Origin of the sequence: Ruania alkalisoli, from assembly GCF_014960965.1 — a bacterium.
In the GTDB taxonomy this organism is placed as follows: Bacteria; Actinomycetota; Actinomycetes; order Actinomycetales; family Beutenbergiaceae; genus Ruania; species Ruania alkalisoli.
This window is the reverse complement of record NZ_CP063169.1, coordinates 1-17,503: the sequence shown is the minus strand read 5'-3', so window position 1 is coordinate 17,503 and position 17,503 is coordinate 1. Positions and strand designations below refer to the sequence as shown.

Genomic DNA, 17,503 nt, shown 5'->3' with positions numbered 1-17,503 from the left:
CAGGTCATTCTGCGCACGTCGCTGAATCCTTTCAGGGTCGACGATAGGTGGCACGATCCGCGTTCGTCAACCGATCTACACAATTGGTACTAGCCTGTGACCTGTGGACACCAGAGATCGTGGCAACGACGCCACTGAAGGGCCGGCATCACTGGTCCACCCCGGCCACGGCGACAGCACCTCGCTCGGAGCCGCGCCGCGGAACGCAACCATTCAGGACGTGGCAGACGCGGCCGGGGTCTCCCGCGCCGCCGTCTCCAAGGTCATCCGCAACGCCTACGGGGTCAGCCCGCAGATGCGCAGCAAGGTGGAGGCCGCCATCGCTCAGCTCAGCTACCGTCCCCGGGTAGCGGCACGAGCCATGCGCGGGCCTTCGCACACGCTCGGGATCGAGATCGCCCAGGTGAGCAACGAGTTCCTCACGATGATCGTGCGTGGGGCACTGGAGACTCTCGTGGGGACGCCGTACCAACTGGTGGTCGCACCCGTCACCGCCCCGCACGAGACCGGTAACGCGCTGCAGAGCCTCGCCGACAGGCAGGTCGACGGGATCATCGCCATCTCCCCGATGGTCGGTGAGGCGTGGCTGGAAGCGCTCAGTGACCGAATCCCCGTGGTCATCATCGGCCGCCACGACGTATCGACGCACTACGACACCGTGGCAGGGGCGGACCGGTCGGGAACCGATCAGGTGATGGCCCACCTGTTCGATCTCGGCCACTCTCGCATCACTCATCTGACGATCGACAATGCCCGTGAGCACATCCTGGTGGACGATCCGACCGACTGGCAGCGTTCGGGGCGTGAACCGCACGCCATCCGGCACACGGTCTACACCGAGCAGATGCGCCGTCGGGGCCTGGAACCGGAGGTCCTGTACACCGGGGGGGATGAGCTGGAGGCCCAGTCGTCCGCGGCGGAGCTCCTGGCCAGACGTGAGCCCCCCACCGCGATCTTCGCCGGCAACGACACGCTCGCGATGGGCGCCCTGCGTGCCGTAGCCGAAGCAGGCCTGGGTCCGGCGGACGTCTCCGTGGTCGGCTATGACGACATCACGATGGCCAGTCATCCACTGGTGTCCTTGACCAGCGTGGACCAGTCGGGGACGCGCATCGGAGCCGAGGCGGTTCGCCTCCTGCTGGAGAGGATCGCGGGCCGGACCGAGTCCGTCCAGGTCGAGGAGCAGGTCCACCTCCGGGTGCGTGGCTCCACCGCCCCCGCTCCGCACCGGGGAACGACGACAGAATAGGCTCGTCCCCGAGCACGGAGCCGCGACGGAACGGACCACACATGACCACCATGACCGATGTCGCCCGGGCTGCCGGGGTGTCGGTGATGACGGTCTCCAATGTGCTCAGCGGCCGCCGCCGAGTCAGTCCCGAGACCCGGGAGCGGGTGCTGCGGGCAGTGGCAGAGCTGGACTACCAGGTGAACCTCACCGCCAGGAACCTGCGGTACGGACGCAGCGGCTCCATCGCGTTGCTGGTCCCGCAGTTCGACCACGCCTACTTCGGGGCGCTGGGAGCCCGGGTGGCGCGAGCGATCGCAGACCTGGGGCGGCAGGTGGTGATCGAGCAGACGACGGCAAGCCCGGAAGGGGAGCTCTCGGCGCTCTCGCTGGCACGGCTGCATATGTACGACGGCGCGATCTTCAGTGTGGTGGGCCTGCGGGAAGCAGAGCTGGACAGGATCCGCGACTCGATCCCGATCGTGCTGCTGGGGGAGCGAGAGGTTCCGGCGCGCTTCGACCACGTGATGATGGGCAATGTCGAGGGAGCGCGGCTGGCAGTGAGGCACATGCTCGACCGCGGCTCGCGACGAGTGCTGATCGCCGGCGGACAGCGGGGCCAGGACGCGCTCGGAATGTCCCGCGCACGCACACTCGGCTGGCTGAGGGCCCATGACGAGGTGGGAATCCAGGCCGACGAGAGCCTCATTCTTCACATGACCCAGCTGGACATCGCCCACGCACGCAGAGCGGTCGCCGCGGCTGTGGCCGCGGATCCTGGTATCGACGGCGTCTTCGGCGTGACCGATGACGTCGCCATCGGGGCTCTCGCCGGCCTGCGCGATGTGGGGCGCCAGGTTCCCGAGGACGTCCAGGTGGTCGGTTTCGACAACCTGGAGATCGGGGCACACATCTATCCCGAGTTGACCAGCGTTGATCCCAGCAGCGACTGGATCGTCGACAACGCGGTCCGGCTGCTCCAGGCCAGGATGGGCGACGACCCGCCCAGCGAGGCCGAGCATCTGGTCAGTCCGGTGCGGCTGGTCGAGCGCGGGTCGACCCGGGACTGAACGAGTCAGGCACACTAGGTACGCCACGGTCGCCTGCTCCGAAGCTCAGCGACTACACGGTCCGCGACATCAGTTGGCGCTTCGTGCTCCCACACACGGACGACACTCCACCCCCTGCTCCTTCAGCAGATGGCCCGTGTCACGGTCTCGAGTCAATGGCGTTCAACTTCGCCTTCCACCAACCGCTGTTCGAACGTGGTTCGGTACCGTGCATAGGGCACCGGTGCCTAAAGCAGCCGTCGACGAAAACGGCCACATGTGCGCGGGTGAAGAGGCAGCGTCGATCGTTCGACGACGTGCCGAGGGCACGGGATAGGCGACGCGGTACGTTTCTCCGCGCGGGTGCAACTCAGCACGAAGCGCCAGTTAGGCCGCCGTATCGCATCGCTTCGCCGCCTTCATTCGCTGCGAGGCGCCTGGCGAAGACGGTCCAGGATGCTCAGCGACCTGCTGGGGCTTCGGGAGCATGGCGTCCATGATTCCTATACTGCGACAGGCAGCATCGACTCCTCGAATCGTCGCTGGCCAGCTACAACGGCAGATTCGAGGACGTCATCTGGGCTCTTCGGGGCGTCGTCGACCAGTGCCTGTAGTAGGACTCGGCCCACATCGGTGGTCCTGAGGATCGCCGCGTCCCGATTCGCGTGTGCCCGCAGTATGTTCCACACCACCCCTACGCTCACACCGTTCCCCAACTGCCTATAGGTCGCAGCGTCACTCTGCGTCCCGAAGTCGAAGTTGTCAGGCAGACCCTGCAGACGCGCAGCCTCCCGTGTGCTCAAGCGGCGGCGAAGCGGCCCGATGATCGATGTCTGAGTTATCGCAACAAGCGCAGGCAGGTGCGTGAGTCGCTTGGCGCGGATGCCGGACGGCCGGAACTGCAGGACACAGTCCCAAAGCCGTGCAGCGTCCTGTGCTTGCCACTCAAGTTTGCGACGAGACGCTGGAAAGCGCTCGATGTCGTGGCGGACCTTCCAGAGGTCCAGTTGTGCTTTGAAGCGCGTGTAGAAGGCCGCGTTCTTCCTCAGGAAGTTCTGTTTCCACCGTGGTACCTCAACCCATGTCGACGGCAAGGCTGCGACGGGACGGTAGGGGGTGGGGCCACCCGCTATCCAACCGTCGAGGTCCTCAACCTTCACCCAGTGGTCAGCCCAGATGGGGAATCCCGGCAGCGCTGCTCTCGCTCCTTCCGGCGTCGCGCGCTGAATATGCTTCCACATCGTTACGACGAAGTCCTCCCAGGCGTCGATCCACTCGACCTCGTTCGAGGACAACTGGATCGAGTCCGCGTGGAAGTCGAGGTCAACCGGGAGATCCGCAATCAGATCCCATTCCTCTGGCCCGCGAAGCGTGAGGTTCGGAAGTGGGGGCAGTGCCGGGACGCCGTCGAGCACTCCGTCCGGATCAAACGTTGCCGAGATGAAGACCCGCTCGCGAACCTGCGGCCTCCCGCCCAACTCGAGAGGAAGGAGATGCGGCGAGAAGACAGCCGGCTGCTCAGAGACGCGGTAGCCCTCGTCCCGCAGGCTGGCGATGATTACGTCCCACTCATGTCGGTGGCGTGGACCAGCGAGGTTTCGGACGTTCTCGAGGAGCACCATCGTGGGGTGATGGGCCTGGATGATCTTCATGATGTTCCAGAACAGGGTGCCACGAGCCTCGTCCATCCCGCGCTGCGCGCCTGACTTGGAGAACGGTTGGCATGGAAATCCGGCGGCAAGCAAGTCGTGCGCCGGGACGTTCATCACCACGTCGTTCGAGTCTCGGGTGATGTCGCCTAGCGGCGAATGACCCCAGTTGCGTTCATAGACCTGGGCCGCAGCCTCGTCGATCTCGACTGAGTACACACACTCACCGCCGAAGCCCTCGAGCGCCGCTGCGAAGCCCCCGATGCCAGCGAACAGGTCGATGTAGCGAAAGGTAGCTCGCGGGTCTCCGACAGTCTGATCCATAGTCATAGGTTGCCAGCTCGAACGTCTGTACGCAAGCAGCCGCGTCGTGGTGTCACGTCGAACTGGACCAGTCGGCGGAATCCTCTGATGTTGATTCGGCCCTCGACAGCCGCCGATCCTGGCGTCGAGCGCTGAAGAGCCCGTCATATTCCAAGCGTTGTGAAAGGTACATGTCTGGGGGCCTGGGTTCGGCGTAGGCCCAGTACCAAAGTGGCAGAGATATGAAGTTGCTCCTCAGCACTGCCTCCGTCAGGAGTCCGGCAACCGTATCCTTGGGTATCAGGACAGCACGGTTGTTCGTCTCAACGCGCAGATCCTGCAGGGTATCTCTGCTGAGGATGTAGACACCGCTTCTCATCGGGACTGAGATGTCGACGCTTGGGTCACTACCCAGCGCGTGGTTGAGAGCAGCTCGTTCCGAAGGAGAAGTCCGACGGTTCGTGACGAGCACGTCGATATCGTTGGCTGGCCCGCCTGAACTCACATGGTCGGCGATGAGATCCCAAAGTTCCCCAAACGGCAGCGCCTCACGCACTTGGACAGCTGACACAAGATCGACCACTCTGAGCAGCAATGGTTGCGATCCGGAGCTTGGCCACCTGACAACGATCAGGCTCCGTCCATCGAGGCGATAGGTTGGGGTGAGACTGGCGGCGGCGCGACAACGAATCTCGGTACCGTCACCGAGCACGAGCCGCACCTGCGTCGGTGGTGTGTTGCCACCTAGCACATACGTAATCGGCTCATCGAACGACCACGTTGCGAGGTCTTGCCTGGTTGCGTCCCAGAGCGCCGCAACCGCACTGATGTTCTGGCTCACCTTGTGTGAAATGCGGAGTCCGTTGAAGTCGTAGTCCCAGCCCTTCTGGCCAGTGGGTGGTCGCCTCAGACCAACGTCGGGACGGGTCTGCCGGACGAAGTTGCCGAGCGCATCGAAGAATAGATCTTCCAGAAGCGCAGCCGAGTTGAGACCGTAGTAGTGATCACGATACTGACGTTCTGCGGCAGCGAGCGGAATCAGGAAGTCGGGTCGAGCTAGCATCTCTCGCACGCAGCCGACAAAAGTTCGCTCGGTCTCCTGGTCGGGCAGGTTTTCACTCATCGTCACGGATCCTGCCACAACATGGACCTTGGTGGGTGGAGCCGAGGGGACTCGAACCCCTTACCTCCGCCTTGCAAAAGCGGCGCTCTACCTGGTGAGCTACGGCCCCGTGAGGGTGGATCTAGGATACTGCCCGGTCGTCGCCGGCCGCTCACGGAAGCGGATCGGTGACCTCGGACCAGACGTCGCGGTTGGCCTGCTCCTCGGCGATCTTGCGCCACGCGAGGAAACCTCCCACGGCCACCACGACGAGGACGAGCACCTTCTTCATATCGTCTCCGTTCGTGGCGGGTGTGGGCCTAGCTGGACTCGAACCAGCGACCTCTTCCTTATCAGGGAAGCGCTCTAACCGTCTGAGCTATAGGCCCGTTGCCCCGGGAACCCCCGCATGGGCGCCCCCAGAGACTACCTCAGCGCGCGCACCGGCTCCAAAACAGATCCACGTGGCACGCGTCACGTCTGCGGCTGAACGACTCAGTCGTCGGTGAGGGTCAGGTGCAACCCGCCGACCATGGCCGCCACCAAGTTGTAGATGAACGCGCCGAGGGTGGCCAGGGCTGTCAGCAGGATGACGTCTACGATCGCGATCACGGTCGCCACCGAGATCACCCGGGAGAACTCGACGTACTCCAGCAGACCTCCGAACTGGGCCATCGCTCCGACTTCATCGATCAGGCTCTGAACCTGGGAGAACACGCCCATGGAGTTCAGTACACCCCACACCACCGCAGTGGCGACGACGATCCCGATCCCTATCGCGATGGAGAGCAGGAACGACAACTTCATCACCGACCACGGGTCCACGCGGGAGATCGCCAACCGTACCCGGCGCGGGCCGCTGTCGACTTTCGACTCACTCGCACTCGCGGCCCCGGCTGCCCGACCAGGGGTTGCCGAGGAGTCGCCCTGCCGTGCGCCATGCTGCTGCCTGCCCTGCGAGGGCTGTTGCGACTGAGCCGGCTGTGGCTGCGACTGACCACCAGCCGGAGGAACCGTTGCCGGTTGCTGCTGGGTGGGCATGTCCACGCGCGACGGCTGCACGCTCGGTGCGCGTCGCTCACCGGGCTGGAAGGTCTTCGTGGAGGTGCGCACCGGAGGTGTGGTCGGCCGCGGAGTCTGCTCGCTCATCAGCTCTCTTCCTGCCCATCAGCTGGGGACTCGCCCGACGGTACGCCATCAGGAGCACCTTCGGTACTGTCGGCCGATGCCTCGACCTCGTCCTCCACTGCTGTTTCCACGTTCCTGGCGATCGCGATGATGCGGTCCCCGGCGTCCGGCTTCGCGAACGTCACGCCCTGAGTGGTGCGTCCGGTGAGGTTGACCTCGGAGACCGCCGTGCGGACGATCTTGCCCTTCTCCATGATCACGAGCACCTGATCGTCCTCGCCGGTGATCAGTGCGCCCACCAGATCACCACGCGCCTCGACCAGGTTGGCCACCTTGATGCCGAGACCACCGCGACCCTGCACCCGGTACTCGTCCACCCGGGTGCGCTTGCCGAAGCCACCCTCGGTCACGACGAACAGGTCCCAGCCTTCGCGCACCACGTCCATCGACAGCAGCGAATCGTCCTCACGGAACTTCATGCCCGTGACGCCGGAGGTCGCCCGACCTGTCGGTCGCAACGCCTCATCGGTGGCGCTGAAGCGCAACGACTGCCCCTTCCGGGAGACCAGCAGCAGATCGTCGTCGGAGTTCACCAACCGGGCGGCCACGACCTCGTCCAGCTCCCCGGATCCGTTCTCGCGCAGGTTGATCGCGATCACACCACCCGTGCGTGAGGAGTCGTACTCGCCCAGCCGTGTCTTCTTCACCAGACCGCTCTTGGTCGCGAGCACCAGGTACTCGGCCTGGTCGTAGTCGCGCAGATCGAGCACCTGAGCGATTTCCTCGCCAGGCTGGAACGCCATCAGATTGGCTACATGCTGGCCCTTGGAGTCGCGGCTACCCTCGGGCAGTTCGTACGCCTTGGCCCGGTAGACCCGGCCGAGGTTGGTGAAGAACAGCAGCCAGTGGTGGGTGGTGGTCACGTAGAAGTGGTCCACCACATCGTCACCGCGCAACTGGGCGCCACGCACACCCTTGCCGCCGCGGTGCTGCGCACGATAGTTGTCCGTGCGGGTGCGCTTGGCGTACCCACCTCGCGTGATGGTGACGACCACATCCTCTTCCGGGATGAGGTCCTCCATGGACATCTCACCGTCGAACGGAAGGATCGTCGTGCGACGCTCGTCGCCGAACTTAGCGACGATCTCAGTCAGCTCGTCGCCCACAATCGTGCGCTGACGGGCCGGAGAACCGAGGATGTCCTGATAGTCGGCGATCTCCGCCTCAAGGGCCTTGAACTGGTCAAGGATCTTCTGCCGCTCGAGTGCCGCCAGGCGCCGCAGCTGCATCTCCAGGATCGCATTCGCCTGGATCTCGTCGATCCCGAGCAGCTCACGCAGACCGGTACGCGCCTCCTCCACCGTGGGAGAGCGACGGATCAGCGCGATGACCTCGTCCAGGGCGTCGAGGGCCTTGATGAGCCCGCGCAGGATGTGGATGCGATCCTCGGCCTGCTTGAGCAAGAACTCGGTGCGCCGGACGATGACCTCGATCTGGTGCGCGACCCAGTGCCGGATGAACGCGTCCAGGCTCAATGTCCGCGGCACGCCGTCAACGAGGGCGAGCATGTTGGCGCCGAAGTTGTCCTGGAGTTGCGTGTGCTTGTAGAGGTTGTTCAGCACCACCTTCGCCACCGCGTCGCGCTTGAGGACGATGACCAAGCGCTGACCGGCTCGACCGGAGGTCTCGTCGCGGATGTCGGCGATTCCCTGCACACGCCCATCACGAACAAGATCGGCGATCTTCGACGCGAGGTTGTCGGGATTCACCTGGTACGGCAGCTCGGAGACCACCAGGCAGGTCCGACCCTGAAGCTCCTCCACCTCGACCACGGCGCGCATCGTGATCGAACCCCGCCCGGTCCGGTATGCGTCCTCGATACCGCGCAGCCCCAGCACCTGCGCACCGGTCGGGAAGTCGGGCCCCTTGATGCGCTGTAAGAGAGCTGCGAGCAGCTCCTCCGCTGTCGCCTCAGGGTTCTGTAGCAGCCAATGGACGCCCTCGGCGAGCTCACGCAAGTTGTGCGGGGGAATATTGGTCGCCATCCCGACGGCGATACCAGAGCTGCCGTTGGCCAGCAGGTTCGGGATCCGGGACGGCAGGACGGTGGGCTCCTGCGTCTTCCCGTCGTAGTTGTCCCCGAAATCGACGGTGTTCTTGTCGATGTCACGCACCATCTCCAGTGCGAGCGGTGCCATCTTGCACTCGGTGTACCGCGGCGCCGCTGCAGGGTCGTTACCTGGGGAGCCGAAGTTCCCCTGGCCGGCCACCAGGGGATAACGCATCGACCACGGCTGCACGAGGCGAACCATCGCGTCATAGATCGCACTGTCGCCGTGGGGGTGGAACTGCCCCATCACGTCCCCGACCACGCGCGAGCACTTCGAGAACGAGGAGTCCGGGCGGTATCCGCCGTCGAACATCGCGTACAGGATGCGCCGGTGCACCGGCTTGAGACCGTCGCGCACGTCGGGCAGTGCACGACTGACGATCACGCTCATCGCGTAGTCGAGGTAGGACCGCTGCATTTCCAGCTGCAGGTCGACCTGCTCGATGCGATCGGTGATGACTTCCGCCGCGTCGCCGGGCATAGGGGTGATGTCGTCTGTCACGAAGTTTCCTTACTCAGACGTCGAGGAAGCGCACGTCGTGGGCATTGCGCTGGATGAACGAACGGCGGGACTCCACGTCTTCACCCATGAGGATGGAGAAGATCTCGTCCGCAGCCGCTGCCTCCCCGATCGTCACCTGACGCAGGGTGCGCGTGTCGGGATCCATGGTGGTCTCCCACAGTTCCCGGTAGTCCATCTCGCCCAGACCCTTGTATCGCTGGATCCCGGTCTCCTTGGGCAGGCGCTGGTTCTTGGCCAGGCCTTCTGCCAGCATCGCGTCGCGCTCCTTGTCCGTGAAGACGTACTGGTGCGGAGCGTTGGTCCACTTGATCCGGTACAGCGGTGGCTGCGCGAGGTAGACGTAGCCGCCTTCGATCAGCGGGCGCATGTACCGGAACAGCAGGGTGAGGAGCAGGGTGCAGATGTGCTGGCCGTCCACATCGGCATCGGCCATCAGCACGATCTTGTGATACCGCAGTTTCGAGATATCGAAGTCCTCGCCGATCCCGGTGCCGAAGGCCGTGATGAGAGCCTGCACCTCTTGGTTACCGAGGGCCTTGTCCACCCGCGCCTTCTCGACGTTGAGGATCTTTCCTCGGATCGGCAGGATCGCCTGCGTCTCCGGGTTCCGGCCCTGGACCGCCGAACCGCCTGCCGAGTCGCCCTCCACGATGAAAACTTCCGAACGCGATGCATCCCGGGTCGAGCAGTCCTTCAGCTTGCCGGGCAAGCCACCGCCTTCGAGGAGACCCTTGCGGCGTGTCGCCTCTCGAGCCTTGCGAGCGGCCAGCCGCGCGGCCGAGGCCTGGATCGCCTTGCGGATGATGTCTTTCGCCTCGTTCGGATGGCGCTCGAGCCAGTCGCCGAACTGGTCGAAGACCACCTTCTGCGTGAAGGTGCGCGCTTCGGTATTTCCGAGCTTGGTCTTGGTCTGTCCCTCGAACTGCGGCTCGCCGAGCTTGATCGAGATGACGGCGGTCAGCCCTTCCCGGATGTCGTCTCCGGTGAGGTTGTCGTCCTTCTCACGCAACAACTTGTTCTCCCGGGCGTACCGGTTCACCAACGTGGTCATCGCTGACCGGAATCCCTCTTCGTGCGTACCGCCCTCAGAGGTGTTGATCGTGTTGGCGTAGGTGTGCACGCTTTCGGAGTACGCGCCGGTCCACTGCATGGCGATCTCGAGCGAGATCGTGCGTTCGACGTCCTCAGACTCGAACGAGATCGGCTCCGGGTGCACGAGATCGGACCGCTTGGCTGCGTTCAGATGCGCGACATAGTCGAGCAGGCCGCGGTCGTACTTGTAGCTAATCGACCGGCTGTGATCAGGGTGGTTCGAATCGTCAGAGGCGGCGCCGGCCACCTCGTCGTCGGTGTCGCCGTGCCGCTCGTCCGTGAGTGTGATGCGCAGCCCCTTGTTGAGGAAGGCGTACTGCTGCATCCGGGAACGCAACGTCTCGAAGTCGTAGTCGATGGTCTCGAAGATGCCCGGATCCGCCCAGAAGGTCTGCGTGGTACCGGTCTCATCTGTCGGCGCAAGGCGCTGCAGCTCACCCAGCGGAGCGCCGCCGTCGGAGAACTCCTGACGCCAGTGGTAGCCGTCGCGGCTGACCTCGGTCACCACATGGGTGGAGAGGGCGTTCACGACCGAGATACCCACACCGTGCAGACCACCGGAGACGGCATAGCCGCCGCCACCGAACTTGCCGCCGGCGTGCAGCACGGTCATGACCACTTCGACGGTCGGGCGCCCCTCGGTCGGGTGCATCGCGACCGGGATGCCGCGGCCGTTGTCGATCACACGTACGCCACCATCGGCGAGGAGCGTGATCTGGACGTGGTCGCAGTATCCCGCGAGGGCTTCGTCCACCGCATTGTCGACCACCTCGTAGACCAGGTGGTGCAGTCCGCGCTCCCCGGTGGACCCGATGTACATCCCGGGTCGCTTGCGGACTGCTTCGAGCCCTTCCAGAACGGTGATGTTGCCGGCGTCGTAGCCAGTGGATCCGGCGGTGTGCTGCCCGGGTGCTGGCTCAGAAGTCTCGTCAGCCACGTTCGTCTGGCTCTCCTATCGTCATCAGTGCGCCCACCGCACCGCCTCCGGTTGGAGCCGATGCAGGCGGACGCCGGCCCGCGCGCGGTGGAACGTATCCCACAACCCTCAGGCGGTCCGTGCGATTCTACCCCTCACCAGCCCGAACAGACGAATATCCACACGTTTGTCCACAGGACTGTGTCGCTGACTCGACTGCGAGCCTGGCGTTCGCTCCGGCAGATCATCCGTAAGTGTCGCGTGGGCCACGGCCGCCAGGCGCAACACGGGGTCCGCGGCGCCAGGTCGGCCCCCCGGGACCAAGCACCTGGATCCGGGTGACGACGCCCTCACCGACCTCCTCGGCCAGGCGTCGATCCAGCTGAGGGATCAGCAACCGGATCTGGGTCGCCCATGCCGTGGAATCGGCTCGGACGATCAGGACTCCCTCGTCGAACGTTTCGGGTGTGCAGTGGTCGGCAATCTGGTCGCCGACCACCTCTCGCCACCGCCCGATCACGCCACCGATGGATAGCGGCCGGCTCCAACCCAGCTGCCGGGCGAGTGCGTCGACGGTGTTTCCGAGAGGTGCTGGGTCTCGCCCACTGCCATGCCCCGGCGCCGATTCGAACACCACTCCGTCATGACGGCGGAACTTGCGCGGCGTAGCCGTCCCAGGGCGTGCCGTGCGGAGGCCCTTCGCCCGGGCAGCATCGCGGGCCCTGGCCAGCGCGCTACGGGCGGCTTCATCCTGATCGGGCTCAGCTACGCCGTCGTTGGGCCCTTTCCCCGGCTCCTGGCCGGGGGCATCGTCAGCGGACACGGGTGGCCACCGATCCCATGACGTCGACCCGGGCACCCTCGAGCTGTTCCGGCACATCCTCTGCGACAGCGGCAGTGATGAGCACCTGCTCGGCCTTGGCGACCAACTCAGCCAGCCGGTTGCGACGTCGGCTGTCGAGCTCGGCGAAGACATCGTCGAGGATGAGCACGGGTTCGCCATCGGACCGCCAGTCATCGGCCTTGAGCAGCTCATAGCTCGCCAAGCGCAGCGCCAACGCCAACGACCACGACTCCCCGTGGGAGGCATATCCCTTCGCCGGCAGTCCACCGAGGCGCAGTTCGAGTTCGTCACGGTGCGGGCCCACGAGGCTGACGCCGCGCTCGATCTCCTTGGGCCGCAGCCGCGACATCGCCTCCAGCAGCTGAGCCTCCACCAGGTCCGCGTTCGTGAGCGCCTCTTCTCCGCCAGACTCGCTGCCCTGATCGGACATCGCCTGCTGGACGGTGGCGCGGTAAGCGATCTCCGCCAGGCTCTGCCCTGAGCTGACGCGTTCGTAAGCGCTCTGCACATGTGGTCGCAGGTCACGCAGCATCCTGACCCGGGCGGCGGTCAGCTGGGCGCCTGCGGCTGCAGCCTTCTCGTCCCAGACGTCGAGCGTGCGCAGATCCGCGTTTCCACCGCCTCGACGTGCACCCGCAGCCGACTTGAGCAAGGCGTTGCGCTGCCGAACGACCCGTTCGTAGTCGGAACGGACACCGGCGAGCTTGGGGCTGAGCAGCACGAGCAGCTCATCGACGAAGCGGCGCCGGCCATCCGGATCGCCCTTGACGAGCGAGAGATCCTCGGGGGCGAAAACGACAGTTCGGAGCATGCCCTGTAGCTCGCGGGCACGCGGCATCGGGGAACGATTCAGACGCGCCCTGTTCGCCTTGCCGGAGACGAGTTCCAGTTCGAGCACCGAGGTCCGCTCGTCACTGACCACCTTCGCCTGGATGATCGCCCGGGAGGCGCCGTGCCGCACGAGCGCCGCATCGGAGGCGACCCGGTGCGAGGAGAACGTGGACAGATAGCCGATCGACTCGACGAGGTTCGTCTTTCCCTGCCCATTGGGACCGACGAAAGCAGTGATCCCCGGATCCAGGGACAGCAGCGCCTCATGGTAGGAGCGGAAGTCGGTGAGGGCGAGGTCAGAGACGTACATGCCTGTCGATGTGATGCGATCAGCCGTCTGCCGACGGCTTGGTGGCGTGCCCGCCGAACTGATTGCGCAACGCGGCAACAGCCTTCATCGCCGGGGAGTCTTCCTGGCGGGAGTCGAAACGAGCGAAGAGCGCTGCGCTGATCACCGGTGCAGGCACCGCCCGCTGTATTGCTTCCTCCACGGTCCAGCGCCCTTCACCAGAGTCTGCGACATATCCACGGATGTCATCCAGGTCCGGATCCTCGTTGAGGGCCTTCACCAGGAGTTCCAGCAGCCATGAGCGCACCACCGTGCCTCGCTGCCATGCCTCAAAGATGGCACCGACATCGGTGATCAGCTCGTCCTTGGCGGCGAGGATCTCGTAACCTTCGGCATACGCCTGCATCACGCCATACTCGATGCCGTTGTGGACCATCTTGGCGTAGTGGCCCGCACCGACCGGCCCCGCGTGGACGAAACCCTCATTCCGGGGTCCATCGGGGCGGAGGTCATCGAAGATCGGCATCAGTGAGTCGATGACATCGTCAGCCCCGCCCACCATGAGGCCGTACCCGTTCTCCTTGCCCCAGATCCCGCCGGAGACGCCGGCGTCGACGTACTGGATACCGGAAGCGCTCAACTGCTCCGCACGGCGCAGGTCATCGACGTACTTGGAGTTTCCACCGTCAATGATCACGTCGCCTGCTGAGAGCAAGCCGGCGAGTTCGGTGATCACCGCTTCAGTGATCTCGCCGGCCGGCACCATCACCCAGACGACCGTGCGTTCTTCCGCGTCGAACGCAGCGACCAGGTCCTCAAGCGAGGCAACATCGGTGACCTCGGGATTGCGGTCATATCCGGTGACGTGATGACCGGCAGCACGCAGGCGGTCGCGCATATTGCCGCCCATTTTGCCGAGTCCGACAAGTCCGAGGTGCATGCGCGCGCCTTCCTTGCGTGGTGGTGATCAGGCTCCGAACCGGATGGGCATGAGCAGGTAACGGAACTCCTCGGCGTGATCGGTGCCGTCCGCATCGTCCTGGCCGGTCATGACGGCAGGCTTCGACGGGTGCGTGAAGGAGAGCCTCACGAAGTCGGTGTTCAACGCGCTCAGTCCGTCCAACAGGTACTGCGGGTTGAATGCCGTGGAGATCTCCTCACCGACCAGGGTGGATTCGAGCACCTCGGTGGCCTGGGCATCATCACCCTGTCCCGCATCGAGGACGACCTGCCCTTCGCTGAAGGAGAGCCGGATCGGAGTGTTGCGCTCGGCAACCAGCGAGACGCGCTTGGCAGCCTCGACCAGCTCATGAGTGCTGGTGATCGTATGCGTCGTCGTCTGGTCGGGGAACAGGCGACGGACCGGTGGGTACTCACCGTCGACGAGAAGCGAGGTGGTGCGCCGGCCGCCGGCTTCGAACCCGATGATGTCGCCACCGTCGGCGAGGGCGATATCGATGGACCCGGCGTTGGAGAGGTTCCGCGCGACGTCGGAGAGCGTTCGAGCCCGGACCAGTGCCACCCGGGAGACCGACGGTGCCGCGGGAGACCACGTGATCTGCCGCATGGCGAGGCGGTAACGGTCGGTGGCCAGCATGGTGAGAGCATCACCGTCGATCTCGACCCGCACACCTGTCAGCAACGGCAGGGTCTCGTCCCGACCAGCTGCCATCGTGACCTGCGAGATGGCCTGAGCGAAAGAATCTCCCGCGATACTGCCGGTGACATCCGGAAGTTCCGGCAGTGTCGGGTAGTCCTCGACCGGCATGGTCAGCAAGGTGAAGCGCGACGAACCGCAGACGACGCTGACACGGTTACCTTCGACGCTGACCTCGACCGGCTTGTTCGGTAGTGCCTTGGAGATCTCGGCGAGGAGGCGGCCGGAGACCAGGACGCTGCCTGGCACCTCGACGTCGGCGACGACGGCCGAGCGAGCGGACACCTCGTAGTCGAAAGTGGACAGGACGAGGCCGGTGCCGTCGGCTTCGAGGCGCACGCCAGCCAGTACTGGGGACGGCGGACGGCTCGGCAGGGTGCGTGCTGTCCACGTAACGGCGTCCGCCAGGACGTCTCGCTCCACCCTGAACTTCACGATGTCGGCCTCATTCCTCGTTCATGCGCACTCGGGGCTCCCGAGCATAGTGACTGGCGGTGTCATACGTCCTCGATCAACAGATCGAGAGTCGTGCGTCCCGTCTCGACAGTAGACGACACGGAGCACTCCGGGCGACAGGTTGTCATCTCTTGGGTCGTGAGATCCACCTGAGGGGCCCCTGGAGTGGCCAGAGGGGCAATGTTGGTTGTTCACACCCTGATGTCCGGAGATAAGTGTCATCTTCGTCATCGGTGTTGTGGAGGATGTGGGTAAGCGGCGTTGTTGCAGGTCAGCGGCCGCGCGAGGGTGTGGATGGATGCATGAACTACACCTCACAGGGTGACGGGAGGCATGTGGACCGGGCGTGCGTGCACAGCCGCCGTCCACGAGATTGATGTCATTCGTCCACGGATGGGGCCCGGCTATCCACGGCCATCCACAGATTCATCCACATCTGTGCATGGACGCGTCCATCGTCCCTGGTCAGAGGGGCTGCGTGAACGCTGAGCAGGCTCAGGCCCGCTGTTGCTGCTTGATGCGGTTGGTGAGCTCGGTGACCTGGTTGAACGTAGATCGTCGCTCGGCCATCTGCTGGCGGATCTTGCGGTTGGCGTGCATCACGGTGGTGTGGTCACGTCCGCCGAAGACCTGGCCGATCTTCGGCAAGGAGAGTTCGGTGAGCTCGCGGCACAGATACATGGCGATCTGGCGAGCGTTGACCAGCACCCGGGAGCGATCGGCGCTGCACAGGGCTTCGATCGTGACTCCGAAGTACGCCGAGGTCTGGGCCATGATCACCGAGGGTGTGATCTCGGCTCCGTCCGTATCGGTGATCAGATCCTTGAGGACCATTTCCGCCAGAGCCAGGTCGACCGTCTGGCGGTTGAGGTTGGCGAATGCCGTGACGCGGATGAGTGCGCCTTCGAGCTCGCGGATGTTGGAGGAGATCTTCGAAGCGATGTACTCGAGCACTTCACTGGGCGCCTGCAGCGACTCCGCCCCGGCCTTCTTGCGAAGGATGGCGATTCGAGTCTCCAGGTCCGGCGGTTGGACGTCGGTGATCAGACCCCACTCGAAGCGAGACCGCATCCGGTCCTCGAACCCGTTCAGGTGCTTGGGCGGTAAGTCAGAGGTGATGACCACCTGCTTGTTGTCGTTGTGCAGGGTGTTGAAGGTGTGGAAGAACTCCTCCATCGTCTGTTCCTTGCCCTGCAGGAACTGGATGTCGTCGATGAGGAGGACGTCCACCTCGCGGTACCGCTTCTGGAAGGCCTCCGCCTTGTCATCGCGGATCGAGTTGATGAAGTCGTTGGTGAACTCTTCCGAGTTGACGTACCGCACCCGGATGCCGGGATAGAGGCTCTTGGCGTAGTGGCCGATTGCGTGCAGCAGGTGCGTCTTGCCCAGACCGGACTGACCGTAGATGAAGAGCGGGTTGTAGGCCTTCGCCGGAGCTTCGGCGACGGCGGTCGCGGCCGCATGTGCGAACCGGTTGCTCGAACCGATCACGAATGTGTCGAAGGTGTAGTTCGGGTTCAGCCGGGCGTAGGGGTCGACACCGGTGGCGTAGTTGTCCGGGCGGTTCTCGGAGCGATAGGTCTCCGATCGCGGCGGGCGCTCAGCGCGCGGCGGATCGGCGATCTGGCTGGGCGGCGGGGGTGTCTCGCGGAGATTCGGCTCCGGGTCCACGCTGGCGGGAGGCTCGGCCGGGACGGCGTCCTCGAGCGACGGATCGACCGTCACCGCCACCCGGACAGTGCGATCCAGGGCGGTGGTGAGGGCGGCGATGATCGACTCCCGTGCCCGGGTCTCGATGAAGTCCTTGGCGAAATCGCTGGGGACAGCGAGCAGGATGGTCTCATCGATGACACCGAGTGGCCTGGTGAGCCGGATGAAACCCAGTTGCGCCCCTGCCAGATCACCTCGTTGGCTGAGAATCTCGAAGGCACGATCCCAGGCTTTGGTGAGGTCGGCTGGATCCACGGGCGACTCGGACACGTGACCCCCTGTGGGACGCAGTTGCTCTCGGACTTCTCGACGGCGTTGATCCACAACTGTATCCACAGTCTGTGTGAAACTCTCCGCTCAGGCACGTACCGCGTCCTGGTGCGAGTTGCGACCGGAGGAACGTCGTGCTGGAAGTTGTGACTCTAACTGTGGATGGGCACCTCCCGCCACCGGTTGTCCACAGTTGTGGGTGAAGGTGGGGGTGGTGCGATGACCGCTCGGTCGAGCGTGTGCCGAGCACGCCGTGGTGAGGAGCCGCTAGAGAGCGGGCCGGTGGTGATGGGCGTAGGCCCAGGGGACGTGCGGCACCGTGATGTGATGGACCTGACGCGGACTC

Annotated in this window: 13 protein-coding genes and 2 tRNA genes; 2 read left to right on the top strand and 13 right to left on the bottom strand. The window is 64.7% G+C overall.

The genetic code is table 11. From position 1 onward, the window contains the following. Positions 1 to 103 precede the first annotated feature (103 nt). Both IM660_RS00070 and IM660_RS00065 read left to right on the top strand, forming a co-directional pair. Positions 104 to 1,249: a LacI family DNA-binding transcriptional regulator gene (locus tag IM660_RS00070; RefSeq protein ID WP_246465052.1), complete on the top strand. Its 1,146-nt coding sequence runs from the start codon at positions 104 to 106 to the stop codon at positions 1,247 to 1,249. Then, a complete protein-coding gene (locus IM660_RS00065) occupies positions 1,246 to 2,298 on the top strand; it encodes a LacI family DNA-binding transcriptional regulator (protein WP_343072107.1) in 1,053 nt (350 codons plus the stop codon). The genes IM660_RS00070 and IM660_RS00065 overlap by 4 nt, the downstream gene beginning before the upstream one ends. A 482-nt stretch (positions 2,299 to 2,780) precedes the next feature. Here IM660_RS00065 and IM660_RS00060 read toward each other — a convergent pair whose 3' ends face one another. The 13 genes from IM660_RS00060 to dnaA all read right to left on the bottom strand — a co-directional run bounded on the left by IM660_RS00060 (position 2,781) and on the right by dnaA (position 17,097). Further along, positions 2,781 to 4,250: a DNA cytosine methyltransferase gene (locus tag IM660_RS00060; RefSeq protein ID WP_193497441.1), complete on the bottom strand. Its 1,470-nt coding sequence runs from the start codon at positions 4,248 to 4,250 to the stop codon at positions 2,781 to 2,783. Between the two features lie 52 nt (positions 4,251 to 4,302). Next, positions 4,303 to 5,352, bottom strand: a complete 1,050-nt coding sequence (locus IM660_RS00055) for a hypothetical protein (protein WP_193497440.1) — start codon at positions 5,350 to 5,352, stop codon at positions 4,303 to 4,305. Positions 5,353 to 5,388: 36 nt separating this feature from the next. Further along, positions 5,389 to 5,461, bottom strand: a tRNA-Ala gene (locus IM660_RS00050). A 42-nt stretch (positions 5,462 to 5,503) separates the two neighbouring features. After that, entirely contained in the window at positions 5,504 to 5,623 is a 120-nt protein-coding gene (locus tag IM660_RS19705; protein ID WP_210769046.1) for a DLW-39 family protein, read from the bottom strand. Between the two features lie 23 nt (positions 5,624 to 5,646). Continuing rightward, positions 5,647 to 5,720 (bottom strand) — tRNA-Ile (locus tag IM660_RS00045). 106 nt (positions 5,721 to 5,826) lie between these two features. Next, positions 5,827 to 6,480, bottom strand: coding sequence for a DUF3566 domain-containing protein (locus IM660_RS00040; RefSeq protein WP_193497439.1), 654 nt, complete (start codon positions 6,478 to 6,480; stop codon positions 5,827 to 5,829). Then, the gene (gyrA, locus tag IM660_RS00035; protein WP_193499137.1) at positions 6,480 to 9,050 is read right to left on the bottom strand and encodes a DNA gyrase subunit A; all 2,571 of its coding nucleotides are present in this window, start codon (positions 9,048 to 9,050) and stop codon (positions 6,480 to 6,482) included. Before gyrA ends, IM660_RS00040 begins: the two co-directional genes overlap by 1 nt. Positions 9,051 to 9,084: 34 nt before the next feature. Beyond that, positions 9,085 to 11,121 (bottom strand): DNA topoisomerase (ATP-hydrolyzing) subunit B, encoded by a 2,037-nt coding sequence (gene gyrB / locus IM660_RS00030; RefSeq protein WP_193497438.1) that lies wholly within the window; start codon positions 11,119 to 11,121, stop codon positions 9,085 to 9,087. A 223-nt stretch (positions 11,122 to 11,344) separates the two neighbouring features. Continuing rightward, a complete protein-coding gene (locus tag IM660_RS00025) occupies positions 11,345 to 11,923 on the bottom strand; it encodes a DciA family protein (RefSeq protein ID WP_246465051.1) in 579 nt (192 codons plus the stop codon). Further along, on the bottom strand, positions 11,913 to 13,085 hold the full coding sequence (gene recF, locus IM660_RS00020; protein ID WP_193497436.1) for a DNA replication/repair protein RecF: 1,173 nt from the start codon (positions 13,083 to 13,085) through the stop codon (positions 11,913 to 11,915). Before recF ends, IM660_RS00025 begins: the two co-directional genes overlap by 11 nt. Positions 13,086 to 13,104: 19 nt before the next feature. Beyond that, complete coding sequence (gnd, locus tag IM660_RS00015) at positions 13,105 to 14,004, bottom strand: phosphogluconate dehydrogenase (NAD(+)-dependent, decarboxylating) (protein ID WP_193497435.1); 900 nt, start codon at positions 14,002 to 14,004, stop codon at positions 13,105 to 13,107. Positions 14,005 to 14,031: 27 nt separating this feature from the next. Beyond that, positions 14,032 to 15,156 (bottom strand): DNA polymerase III subunit beta, encoded by a 1,125-nt coding sequence (dnaN, locus tag IM660_RS00010; protein ID WP_193497434.1) that lies wholly within the window; start codon positions 15,154 to 15,156, stop codon positions 14,032 to 14,034. 516 nt (positions 15,157 to 15,672) lie between these two features. Continuing rightward, complete coding sequence (gene dnaA / locus IM660_RS00005; RefSeq protein ID WP_246465359.1) at positions 15,673 to 17,097, bottom strand: chromosomal replication initiator protein DnaA; 1,425 nt, start codon at positions 17,095 to 17,097, stop codon at positions 15,673 to 15,675. Positions 17,098 to 17,503 lie beyond the last annotated feature (406 nt).

Bases quoted from the DNA above. Each gene is read 5' to 3' on its own strand.
- gyrA (WP_193499137.1), bottom strand. From the start codon at position 9,050: ATGCCCGGCGACGCGGCGGAAGTCATCACCGATCGCATCGAGCAGGTC.
- IM660_RS19705 (WP_210769046.1), bottom strand. From the start codon at position 5,623: ATGAAGAAGGTGCTCGTCCTCGTCGTGGTGGCCGTGGGAGGTTTCCTC.
- recF (WP_193497436.1), bottom strand. From the start codon at position 13,085: ATGTACGTCTCTGACCTCGCCCTCACCGACTTCCGCTCCTACCATGAG.
- IM660_RS00060 (WP_193497441.1), bottom strand. From the start codon at position 4,250: ATGGATCAGACTGTCGGAGACCCGCGAGCTACCTTTCGCTACATCGAC.
- IM660_RS00040 (WP_193497439.1), bottom strand. From the start codon at position 6,480: ATGAGCGAGCAGACTCCGCGGCCGACCACACCTCCGGTGCGCACCTCC.
- gnd (WP_193497435.1), bottom strand. From the start codon at position 14,004: ATGCACCTCGGACTTGTCGGACTCGGCAAAATGGGCGGCAATATGCGC.
- IM660_RS00055 (WP_193497440.1), bottom strand. From the start codon at position 5,352: ATGAGTGAAAACCTGCCCGACCAGGAGACCGAGCGAACTTTTGTCGGC.